A 10980-nucleotide genomic window follows, 5' to 3' on the forward strand; every position below is an offset into this window, starting at 1 on the left:
GATCACGCATGGCCATTCCGACCACGCGCGTTCCGGCCACCGCTCGGTGCTGGCGACGCAGCAGACGCTCGACATTATGGGGCTGCGCTACGGCGAGGATTTCGCTGGAACAACACAAGCGGCAAGGCTCGGCGAGACGATTGCCCTCGATGGCGTCAGCGTCAGCTTCCATCCGGCCGGCCATGTGCTGGGCTCGGCGCAGATAGCGGTCGAGCATCAGGGCACGCGCATCGTCGCTTCCGGCGACTACAAGCGGCAGAGGGACGCGACCTGCGCGCCATTCGAGCCGATCCCGTGCGATGTGTTCATCACCGAAGCGACGTTCGGCCTGCCGGTGTTTCGCCATCCCCCCGACACCGAAGAAATCGCCCGCCTGCTGAAATCGGCCGCGCAGTTCCCCGAACGCTCGCATCTGGTCGGCGCCTATGCGCTGGGCAAGGCGCAACGGGTGATGCGGCTGTTGCGCGACGCCGGCTACGACAGGCCGCTCTACATCCATGGCGCGCTGGCCAAGCTCAGTGAGTACTACCAGAGCCAAGGCATCGATCTCGGCACCCTCGAACCGGCGACCGTCGAAAGCGGCGGCAAGGATGATTTTGCCGGCGCCATCGTCGTCGGCCCGCCTTCGGCCTTCGCGGATCGCTGGGCGCGGCGGTTTCCCGATCCGATCTCGTGCTTTGCGTCAGGCTGGATGCGTATCCGCCAGCGCGCCAAGCAGGGCGGCGTCGAACTGCCGCTGATCATCTCGGACCATGCCGACTGGGATGAGCTGACCGCCACCATCAAGGAGACCGGAGCCGAAGAGGTCTGGGTGACGCATGGCCGCGAGGAGGCGCTGGTCCGCTGGTGCGAGCTCAAAGGCATCGCGGCGCGGCCGCTGCACCTGGTGGGCTACGAGGACGAGGGCGATTGATGACACCTTTGGCTGATTTTGCGCCCTACGGCGCCCCCCTCTGTCCTGCCGGACATCTCCCCCTCAAGGGGGGAGATCGGCTGCTTCGACGCTGCGCTCATTCTCGCGACGTTGGAGATTGGCGAAAGCAGTGGGGATATCCAATCTCCCCCCTTGAGGGGGAGATGTCCGGCAGGACAGAGGGGGGCGCGACAGAACGCGACGTTCCCAGATTGGCGAGGTTCACGCCGCCATGAACCGCTTCGCCGAACTTCTCGACCGCCTGGTGCTGACGCCGTCGCGCAACGGCAAGCTGACCTTGCTGACCGACTATTTCCGCAGCGTCGAGGATCCCGATCGCGGCCTGGCGCTGGCTGCCATCACTGGCGATCTCCACATCGCCGCGGTCAAGCCGGCGATGCTGCGCATGCTCGTCACCGAGCGCATGGATCCGGTGCTGTTCGGCTATTCCTACGACTATGTCGGCGATCTCGCCGAAACGGTGTCGCTGGTCTGGCCGCAAACGCCCGGAAACATCCCGAACCGCGAGCCGACGCTTGGCGAGGTTGTCGCCAAACTGCAGGCGGCAAGCCGCTCCGACGGGCCCAAGGTGCTGGCGGGGCTGCTCGACAGCGCCGGCATCTCGGCACGCTTTGCCATCATCAAGCTGGTCACCGGCGGCCTGCGCATCGGCGTGTCGGCGCGTCTGGCCAAACAGGCGCTGGCGGATTTCGGCAAGGTCGAGGTCGCGGAGATCGAGGAGCTCTGGCACGGGCTGTCACCGCCTTACACAGCGTTGTTCGCCTGGCTGGAAGGCAAGGCCGAAAAGCCCAGGAACACGGCGTTGGCATTGTTTCGCCCGGTGATGCTGTCGAACCCGGTCGGCGACGGCGATCTCGAAAAGCTCGATCCGGCCGATTATGCCGCCGAATGGAAATGGGACGGCATCCGTGTCCAGGCGGTGGCGGAGGGCGGCATCCGCCGGCTCTATTCGCGCACCGGCGATGACGTTTCGGGCGCCTTTCCGGACCTCGCCGAGGCCATGCATTTTTCCGCAACGCTGGACGGCGAACTGCTTGTCGGCGATCCCCGGGAGGCGACGGGAACCTTCTCCGATCTGCAGCAACGGCTGAATCGCAAGACGGTGGCACCGAAGATGCAGCAGCAATACCCGGCCTTCATGCGCTGCTACGATCTGCTCCAGGTCGGCGGCGAGGATTTGCGCGCGCTGCCGTTTCGCGAACGGCGCGGCCGGCTGGAAAGCTTTGTCGCGACACTCGACCCGAGCCGTTTCGATCTGTCGCCATTCGTCGACTTCACGGACTGGCAAACGCTGGAGGAACTGCGCCGGGCGCCGCCGCATCCGATCATCGAAGGCGTCATGCTGAAGCGCTGGGACTCAGCCTATGTCGCCGGCCGGCCGAAAGGTCCGTGGTTCAAGTGGAAACGCGATCCGCACACAGTGGACGCGGTGCTGATGTATGCGCAGCGCGGCCACGGCAAACGGTCGAGCTTCTATTCCGACTATACGTTCGGTGTCTGGACAGGTGCCGAAGGCGAAGAAGAACTGGTACCGGTCGGCAAGGCCTATTTCGGCTTCACCGACGAGGAGTTGAAGCAGATCGACAAATATGTCCGCGACAACACGATCGAGCGTTTCGGGCCGGTGCGCTCGGTGCGGGCCGACCGCGACAACGGCCTGGTGCTGGAAGTCGCCTTCGAAGGACTGAACCGCTCGACCCGGCACAAATCCGGCGTCGCCATGCGCTTTCCCCGCATTTCGCGATTGCGCTGGGACAAGCCGGCCAACGAGGCCGACCGCATCGAAACGCTGCAGGCGCTGCTCGACCGATAATTAGCGCGGTGCGGGGTTCGCTATGGCTCGATCGAAACGCGGATTTCGTAGATGTCGGCGGCCTTGCCCTGCTTGTCGAAGTCGGAATTGATGGCAATGGTGCCGGCCGAGCCCGGATGCTTGTCGGGAAACTGCACGTCGAACAGATATTCGTTCTGCTGCTGGCCGACCGCATAGCGCTTGCGGCCGCAGTCGCCGAGTTCGCCGAAATTGCAGTCGACCGAAATCTGCGTCTCCTTGCCTTCTTCGGAGCGGGCAATGATGTCGAACACGGCATGTTTGCCGGCCAGTTTCTCCAGCACGCCTTGTCCGACGTCGAAGCTGATCGCCGAACCGGACGCGCCGGAACGGATGCGCAGGAACGAACCGGTATCGTCCTTCATCACCTCGGCCCTGGCGTCCGATGGCGCACTGACATGCGATGCATCGGCCGGCGAAAACACATTGATCCAGTCGCGCGACTGGTCGGCGGCGCCGGGTTTTGCCGGACCGCCGTCGGCCGGTGTGAAATCGTCGTCCTCGACGGTCGGCGGCGCTTCAGGTGGTGCGGTGTCGAGTTGGGCCGACGTCTTGAACACGCCGGTCTGCACGGCGAAGAACAGGCCGATGCCAACCGCTGCCAGCAGTGTCACGGTCAGGAAGATGGCGGTCAGCGGCAGGCGACGCCCTCTTATGCGTCTTTCATCGCGGTCGGGCGCCACTTCCGTGGTCGCGCCGGCCGCGGCCGGAACCGACATGTCGATGGCCGGTGCATCGGGAAGCGAGGCGTCCGGCATGATGTCGGGAACGACGGGCAGGACGCGCGAGCGCGGCGCATCGGCAGCGGATTGCACGGGGCCGTCGACGACGACATCGGGGGACGATGCCTGTCGGCCGGTTTCGACCGCGGGCGCCGAGTCCGCTCCGAGTTCGACCGCCGGTGCATCGCCCTGCGGGCCGACATCCGGCACCGCCGGCAGGAACTCGGATTCGATTTCGGTGATTTTCGCCTGGATTGCCTTGCGGCGCTTGATGGCGACCTCAACGGTCACACCGGGATTGGCCTGGAGCGCGCGATCAAGCGCGGCAAAAGCCGAGCGATAGACCCTCTCGCGGAACGCGCGGTCCTCGGCATTGCCTTTCTCCAAGGCGTTCCGGATCGCTTTTTCGATCGCGTCCAAGCGGGTCCCTCTGTCTTTGCCTACCTTGCCGTGATCGTTAGCCGCAGGCGACCAATCAATCAACGGGCGAGCGGCGCATTCTGCCTCGCAGAGGTATGCAAAGTCCATTCCGGCGCTGTTCCGGCAACAAAATCAGCATGTTTCACCGATTTTCACGCGCGGAGAGCGCACGTACCGTGCGCCGCATCCCTTGGCGATTGATTGGCGGACAAGGCGGCGGCCGGCTTTCGAGGGTGCCATGACGCCGCCGCAGGAATTGCCAAGTCGCATCTTGAATTCGCGCCCGGTTGCGTCTATCACCGCCGCATCTTGGAGGCGTTGGCTTCCCGGGCCGCTTTAGCTCAGTTGGTAGAGCACCGCATTCGTAATGCGGGGGTCGCGTGTTCGAGTCACGCAAGCGGCACCATTTCTCCTCCTTTTTGTCGTCTACCCCTTCGCATCTGGCGCAAAGGATTGCGGCGCCGGCCTGGCAGATCTGCCATTGTCGTGACCCCGGTTTGGTGTGAAACTCATGGCCTCAGCATGGGAGGTCAAAAAATGCCCAACAATTTCAAGACCGGAGACGTGGTCAAGCTGAAATCCGGAGGCCCCAGAATGACGGTCAGCGATGGCGCAGCCTCGGGCATGTATCTGTGCCACTGGTTCAATCGCGAGGGCGAGGTGTGGACCCCGCAGCATGCCGGGTTCAAGCCCGAACAACTGATTGCGGCCGACCAGTCGGACTAGAGCTCCTTCCATCCCGATCGACGGGATGCGCACCCGAGCACGAACGGATCAGCACGCGCGACCGACGGATTTTCCGGGTCGCGGCGTTTAACGGTTGAAGCGCGATGACGGCACAAGCCGTCTGCATCGCGCCAAGCTGGAGACGCACAACATGATCAGCCGTTCGATATTAGTCGTTGCCTTGAGTTTGCAGACGGTTGCGGCTCTTGCCCAGGCAACGACCCCGCCTGCACCGCAGACCGGCGCGCCACTTGCCGCGCCAGGCGCGTCGGGGACCAGGTCCGACATCACGCTGGCCAAATTCCAGAAGCGGCGCGAAAAGGCGATCATGGCGGCCGACACGGATGGCGACGGCAAGATCAGCCTGCTGGAATGGGAGGCCTTTCAGGCGAAGCGCAACGTCAAGGGCGACGCCGCCAGATCCTTCGCTCGGATCGATTCCAACCATGACGGCTTCATCGATCGCGCCGAACTCGATGCCTTCTTCGCCAAGCGCTTCGCCCGGCTGGACAAGAATGCCGATGGCATTCTGACAGCCGACGAACTGCCGGGCCACAAAACCGCTCCCAAGCAAGAGCAATGACCAAGAGGCAATGACGCGCGATGAACATCGGGAGTGCGCCGACTGATGGCTGCGGATCCGGACGAGGAGCTGGTTCGCCGTGTCGGCGCCGGCGAGCCGGCAGCCGTGCAAACGCTCGTCGCGCGCAAGCTGCCGCGTATCCTGGCGCTTGCCGTGCGCATGCTCGGCGATGCGGCGGAGGCCGAGGATGTCGCGCAGGAAACCTTCGTGCGGATCTGGCGCCATGCCGCGAGCTGGCGGCGCGGCAATGCGCGCTTCGACAGCTGGATCCACCGGGTGACGCTCAACCTTTGCTACGACCGGCTGCGTCGCAGGCGCGAGTGGGTGACCGGCGACCTGCCGGACGTCGCCGATCCTGCGCCGCTTCCCGATGCTCATTCCGAGGAAGAAGCCCATCGGGTCGAACGGGCGCTGCAAGCCATAGCGCCGCGCCAGCGCGAAGCGATCGTTCTGGTCTACTATCAGGAGATGTCCAATATCGAGGCGGCAGCGACACTGCAGATCAGCGTCGATGCCCTGGAAAGCCTGCTCGCGCGCGGCCGGCGGTCGCTGCAAGCGATCCTGGCGGAGGATGGCGCCGATGAGTAAACGCCGGGCAAGCAGCAACGCAGCACGGCCATTGCGCCTTGCTGGTGCCGCCTGGCGCTCGGCGCCGACGGGCAAGGGGGAGACACATGGCTGAAGGGTCCAGGAACGAACCCGCAATGGATGCCAGGCGCTTTGCCGCCTTGGCGCAGGCCTATGGCGGCGACTTGCGGCGATGGCCCGAGGCCGAGCGAATGGCCGGCACGGTCTTTGCCGCAAGCGACGCGGGCGAGGCCATCTTGAGGCAGGCCGGGACACTTGACGCGCTGCTCGACAGCTACCGCGTCGACGCCCCGGACAAGGCACTGCACAGCAGCATTCTGCAGGCTGCCGGCCGGCACCTCGTCCAGCGCCGGCGTCAGTGGTTCTGGTGGCTGGGACTTGGACTTGCCGGCATTGGTCTGGCCGGTGCCGTGGCAGGACTGGCCCTGGTGACCATCGTCACGCCGGAGGTCCAGCCGGACCACTATGTGCTGGATACCGATGTAACGGCGTTTGGCGATGCCGGCCCGGATGCCGAGAACGGTGAGGAAAACCTATGAGCCCGCGCTGGATCCGTGGTCTGGTCATTACTTCCGTGGTGCTGAACGTCTTTCTTGCGGGCGCATTCGTCGGCGGCGCGGTCTGGCTGAGAAATGCCAAAGCGGGCGCGGCTGTCTCGCTGGAATCGGCTGGCCGACAGCTTGCCAACCAGGACCGCAAGGCGTTCCGCGAGGCGCTGCGCCAGGCTCGCGTGCAGTCCAGTCAGATCATTCTCGATGGCCAGCAGGCGAGGCAGGAGGCAGCGGACCTGTTGCAGCAGCCTGTCATGGACAAGGCCGCCTTGTCCGCCGCCCTGGAACGGGCACGCAATGCCGATGTGACGGTGCGCAGCCGGCTTGAACAGGCCATTGTCGACTTCGCGGCGAGCACATCGCCTGAAAACCGGAGCGTGCTGGCACAGGCGTTGCTGCGCCATATGGAACGCCGCGCCACCGTTACGCCAAAAAAATCGCCATGACGACCGACGGAAAAGGCCGGAGACGCCGTTTAACGATGCGAAGGGACAAGCCTGCCCTGTGCACCATACAGGACGGCCATCTTCATCGTCGAAAGCACTCGGAGTCCAATTATGAGTCGCCTGAAAAACTATGCAGCAACCGCTATCCTGGCCATCGGTGGAACTGTCGTGACAGCCTCCGCGTCCAGCGCAATGCCCGTCGTGTCCGTTGCCAAGCCAGCCACCCCGGCACTGGTCGAGCATGTCCGCTGGGGCTGCGGCATCGGCTGGCACCCTAACAGATGGGGCCGCTGCGTGCCGAACGGCGTCGTCGTCGTGCGCCCGCGCTACCACTACTGGCACGGTCCGGCCTACGTCTGGCATCCGCATCATCACTGGCGCCACTGGCACCATTACTGATCGAAGCACCGCGGGGCCAGGCACCTTTCGGGGCGGCCCCGCGCGAGCGCTGGCGCGCACCGGACAATCCCGACCAGCCGAGTTAAGGTTAAATCCACTATACATTTGTTCTTAGCCCGCAAATAATCGAAGAATTTCCCGAAACTATGCTCAGGCATCTTCGTGGGAAAATCTGTGGTTCAGCTTCAAGGTCTTGGACGGGTGCTCTGCCATCCGCTGACGCTGGCCGTGGTCAGCCTTGCAGGCGTCTTCGCCGCCGGACGGGCCGAGCACGAATGGCTGTCGGTGCCGTTCTCGCTGGCGCTGGTGGCTGCCCTTGCCGGACTTCTGTTCCTGGCTTCGGGGCGCCTTGCCTTTTCCGGCTACCTCGCCTGGATGGGCATTGCCTTCGTCACCGTGGTTTCGGCGATCAAGTTCCGGCTGAAAGGATTTTCGCTGCACTTCTACGACACGGTCTTCGTGTCGAGGGACCCGGAAGTGTATCGTTTCCTGCTCGGCTCCTACCTCCATCTGATCGCGCCGGTCGTCATTGCCCTGGGGCTCGGCATCGGGGTGGCGATGCTTCTGTTCCGGATCGATCGGAAAATCGGCTGGCCGGTGTCGGCACGCGTCCTGGTCATGGCGGCGCTCGTCGTTCTGGTGCCGCTGACCTTTCCGGCCGAGGCCTCGAAGGACCGCTATTTCTACTACATGCAGGGCCGGCACATGTCGGCCTTCTTCGTCTCGCTGCTGGATTTGCACAACCTCGTTGTAGAATCGGGCTTCGAAAAGCGGCTGCAAGCCGTGGCGCCGCAGCCGCCTTTTGCCGACACGGTCGATTGCGGCGACCGGGCTGATCTTCCCGACGTCTTTTTCGTGCTCAGCGAAAGCCAGTCCGATCCCGGCTATTTTCCGCAGGTCGGCAACGGCGCGGGATTCCTGCAGAGATTCGCACCGGGGGCCGGCACGCCGCACCAGATGCAGGTCGAGACGTTTGGCGGCGGCACCTGGATCACCAATCTGTCGCTGATGACCGGCCTGTCGGCCACCGATTTCGGCTGGCGAAGCCCCTATCTGACCATCACCCTGCAGGACAAGGTCGCCGGAGCCTTGCCGGAGGTGCTGGCGCGCTGCGGATATCGGACTGTCGTGATGACGCCGATGGACTTTTCGTTCGTCAATGAAGGGCCGTTCCTGAAATCGATCGGTTTCGAGACCATGCTCGACATCAAGGACATCGCCGCGCCCTTCTATCACCTGCGCGACAACTTTTATTACCAGGCGGCCGAGGCATTCATCGCCAGGCACCATAGGGAAGACGGCCGGCCGCTGTTCCTCGAAATCCAGACCATGTTTCCGCACTCACCCTATGAGGGGCGGATGGAGCCCGGGCTGAAGGTCGAGGGCGAGCCTTTCTCGGGCGATTTCCAGGCCAATGAGTATCTGCGCCGGATGGCGGTAGCGCGCGGCGATTTCCAGGATTTCCTCGACAAGAGGCAAGCGGATGCCGGTGAACGCGGCGCCGTGGTGCTCGAATTCGGCGATCACCAGTCGTCGGCGACCAAGCCGTTCGTCGACGCGATCGCCGGGGACGACGCCTTGGCGACCCCTGGCTCGCTTGCCTATCGCACTTTCTACACGCTCACCACCTTCAACCATCCTTTGCGCCATCCGATGCCTGACCTGGCCCCGCTCGACGTCGGCTTCCTCAGCGCGAGCCTGCTCGACGCTGCCGGCCTGCCGATGTCGCCTGTCATGGCCGACCTCGTGCGCCTGCGCGACCGTTGCGGCGGCAGGTTTCATGGTTGTCAGGATCGGGCCGAAGTGGACGCACATCTGCGCCGGCGCGTCGATTCAGGGCTGCTGCATCTGTTCCCGGAAGCGGCGCCGCTGCATGGGCTGGCGCCGCTCCAATCGGTAGATGCTCGCTAGTTATCTCAGCCGATTTTATCTGGCCCCAGCGTCGCCACGGTCTTCAGCGCACCGTCGAGCATGTCGCCCTTCTCGTCCTTCAGCGCCATCTCGCGCAGGCGGCGGATCCAGTCGGCGGCGTCGGTGCGGCCCTTGACCATGTCGAGCGCGGACAGCACCCGGTCGAATTTCGACTGCGCCCGGGCATGGGTGTCGCTGTAGCCCTTGATCAGCCGGCGGCAATTGAGGATCTCGACGGCCAGTGCGTAATCCTCGGGCACATGGTCGAGCGCCAGCGCGTACCAGCCATCGAGATGAGCGACCTCGACCTTGTGGCGCAGCAGGCTGCGGCGCCAGCGGCGCAGGCCGCCGATGAACCAGAGTGCTGCAAAGCCGGCAAAACTGTCGGTGCGGATGCGGCGGCCATGGTTGATGCGGCGGTCGAGAAAGGCGGCGAGCTTCGGCCGGTCCTCGATGTAGCTGCCCAGACCCGCCGGCAGCGTGCCGCAGAACTCCTCGATGCGCGGATGGAAATATTCGGTCACCTGCAGGATCGAGCCATCCTTGACGCCGACCTCGCGGCGCACGCGTTTGTCGCGCGTCGAACGTGTCTTGAGATCGGCGACGCGGATCATGTCGTCGTAGCACAGCGCATTGGCCAGATGCTTGGCGGCAGCGATGGACAAGCCATAGCCCTGAATCGGCCCGTCCAGCGCGACGGCCTTGTCCAACCGGTCGAGATAGTCGCGCCCGTAGGCGATGTCCTGATAGTCGACGACCTTTCTCAAGCCTCGAAGCGCCATGTCGCGCACGGCCACCGGCAACAGATCGATACGGACAGCCAAGGCCTGCCAGCCTTGCAGCAGGTTTTGCGGGCCACTCACCTGTCCGGCGCCCAGGGCAGATTCGACAATCGCGGGCTCGGCCGGCCTAGGCGCCGGTGCCGCCGTGCCGCGCGCACGGTCAAACGCGGCACCGAAGGCGGCGAGGCTGGCCTTGACGCCCCGGCCGCCGGCACCGATCGCCTGTTCGTAGCTCTCGCGCGTGAACGGCAGGGCGTCGGATCCCGCCAGCGCGCCAAGCAGGCTGGCCGAGATCATCGAGCCATTGTCGGCGGCGATCTTCTCCATATCGAAAGCGATGAAGCGCTTCGATGCGGCTTCCGCCGTTGCATGCACCTTCGACGACGAGGCCCGGCCATCGCCCGGTTCGATCTTTTCCGACACGGCGGCGATGCGGTGCGACGAGGCGATCAGCGTGGTGCGCTCGGGCGTGACGAAGCCGCGAATGATGGCACGGCCGGCTTCCATCAATTCGGCGGCGATCAGGATGTCGACGTCGCCCTGCGAGGGCGACAGCGCAAAGACCGGCAGCCGGCCGGTGTCGCGGGCCATCTCGACATAATAGATGGTGGCGCCGGTACGCTGGGCGACGCCGGCGACCGAGGTCGACTGCGCGACATAGCCGTTGCGCTCGGCGACATCGGTAATCCAGTCGGCGAGCACGCCGCCGCCCTGGCCGCCGACCGCCAGCACGGCGAGCTTGATGACACGCTCACCATCCTGAGCGCCGGCGTGGGCGCGAAGTGGGGGGACGGCGTCAAGCATCGGCGAAAGTCAGGCGCCGGCTTTCGCGGCGACGCTGCAACAGGCTGATGGTGGCGCGGCGCGCGGCTTCCAGGAAGCGATCCCAGCGGCTTGGATTGTGGACGACGTCGGCGCGATAGAAGGACGGGCAGAGCACCGCCGCATCGGCGACCTCGCCGCAATTGCCGCAGCCGACGCAACTCTGGTCGATATGCGCGACCGGATCGTCGCGCAAAGGATCGTCGAGCGACTTGACCGACAGCGATGGGCAGCCGGACAGCCGCATGCAGGCATGGTCACCGGT

Annotated in this window: 11 protein-coding genes, 1 tRNA gene and 1 pseudogene; 10 read left to right on the forward strand and 3 right to left on the reverse strand. The window is 64.8% G+C overall.

Features of this window, described 5'->3' with window-relative positions:
* A partial coding sequence (locus EN932_RS18145) for a ligase-associated DNA damage response exonuclease (RefSeq protein ID WP_128368955.1) occupies window positions 1-913 on the forward strand: 913 nt, incomplete at its 5' end.
* Between the two features lie 232 nt (window positions 914-1145).
* A complete protein-coding gene (locus EN932_RS18155) occupies window positions 1146-2747 on the forward strand; it encodes a cisplatin damage response ATP-dependent DNA ligase (RefSeq protein WP_024503421.1) in 1602 nt (533 codons plus the stop codon).
* A 20-nt stretch (window positions 2748-2767) separates the two neighbouring features.
* On the opposite strand, the gene EN932_RS18160 is transcribed toward EN932_RS18155, so the two are convergent.
* Complete coding sequence (locus EN932_RS18160) at window positions 2768-3907, reverse strand: hypothetical protein (protein ID WP_164753685.1); 1140 nt, start codon at window positions 3905-3907, stop codon at window positions 2768-2770.
* 330 nt (window positions 3908-4237) lie between these two features.
* Between EN932_RS18160 and EN932_RS18165 the strand changes: the two genes are divergently transcribed.
* The 8 genes from EN932_RS18165 to EN932_RS18200 all read left to right on the forward strand — a co-directional run bounded on the left by EN932_RS18165 (window position 4238) and on the right by EN932_RS18200 (window position 9111).
* A tRNA-Thr gene (locus tag EN932_RS18165) sits at window positions 4238-4313 on the forward strand.
* A gap of 131 nt (window positions 4314-4444) precedes the next feature.
* Window positions 4445-4633 (forward strand): DUF2158 domain-containing protein, encoded by a 189-nt coding sequence (locus EN932_RS18170; protein WP_013527958.1) that lies wholly within the window; start codon window positions 4445-4447, stop codon window positions 4631-4633.
* A gap of 94 nt (window positions 4634-4727) precedes the next feature.
* Window positions 4728-5216: an acid-shock protein gene (locus EN932_RS18175; protein WP_245460892.1), complete on the forward strand. Its 489-nt coding sequence runs from the start codon at window positions 4728-4730 to the stop codon at window positions 5214-5216.
* Between the two features lie 45 nt (window positions 5217-5261).
* Window positions 5262-5804 carry an RNA polymerase sigma factor gene (locus EN932_RS18180; RefSeq protein WP_013527960.1) on the forward strand — a complete coding sequence of 181 codons (543 nt, stop codon included), beginning with the start codon at window positions 5262-5264 and terminating at the stop codon, window positions 5802-5804.
* An 86-nt stretch (window positions 5805-5890) separates the two neighbouring features.
* The gene (locus EN932_RS18185) at window positions 5891-6343 is read left to right on the forward strand and encodes a hypothetical protein (RefSeq protein ID WP_127368192.1); all 453 of its coding nucleotides are present in this window, start codon (window positions 5891-5893) and stop codon (window positions 6341-6343) included.
* The gene (locus EN932_RS18190; protein WP_127368191.1) at window positions 6340-6801 is read left to right on the forward strand and encodes a periplasmic heavy metal sensor; all 462 of its coding nucleotides are present in this window, start codon (window positions 6340-6342) and stop codon (window positions 6799-6801) included. The genes EN932_RS18185 and EN932_RS18190 overlap by 4 nt, the downstream gene beginning before the upstream one ends.
* A gap of 111 nt (window positions 6802-6912) precedes the next feature.
* Window positions 6913-7200: a hypothetical protein gene (locus tag EN932_RS18195; RefSeq protein WP_128368956.1), complete on the forward strand. Its 288-nt coding sequence runs from the start codon at window positions 6913-6915 to the stop codon at window positions 7198-7200.
* A 174-nt stretch (window positions 7201-7374) separates the two neighbouring features.
* Entirely contained in the window at window positions 7375-9111 is a 1737-nt protein-coding gene (locus EN932_RS18200) for a sulfatase-like hydrolase/transferase (RefSeq protein ID WP_245465056.1), read from the forward strand.
* 5 nt (window positions 9112-9116) lie between these two features.
* Here the strand turns inward: EN932_RS18200 and EN932_RS18205 are convergent, their stop codons facing one another.
* Window positions 9117-10697, reverse strand: coding sequence for an indolepyruvate oxidoreductase subunit beta family protein (locus tag EN932_RS18205; protein WP_128368957.1), 1581 nt, complete (start codon window positions 10695-10697; stop codon window positions 9117-9119).
* Window positions 10690-10980, reverse strand: a pseudogene (locus EN932_RS18210) (indolepyruvate ferredoxin oxidoreductase); the annotation flags it as partial. The pseudogene EN932_RS18210 and the gene EN932_RS18205, both read right to left, overlap by 8 nt.

It is taken from the genome of Mesorhizobium sp. M7A.F.Ca.US.002.01.1.1 (assembly GCF_004022955.1).
Classification (GTDB): Bacteria; Pseudomonadota; Alphaproteobacteria; order Rhizobiales; family Rhizobiaceae; genus Mesorhizobium; species Mesorhizobium ciceri.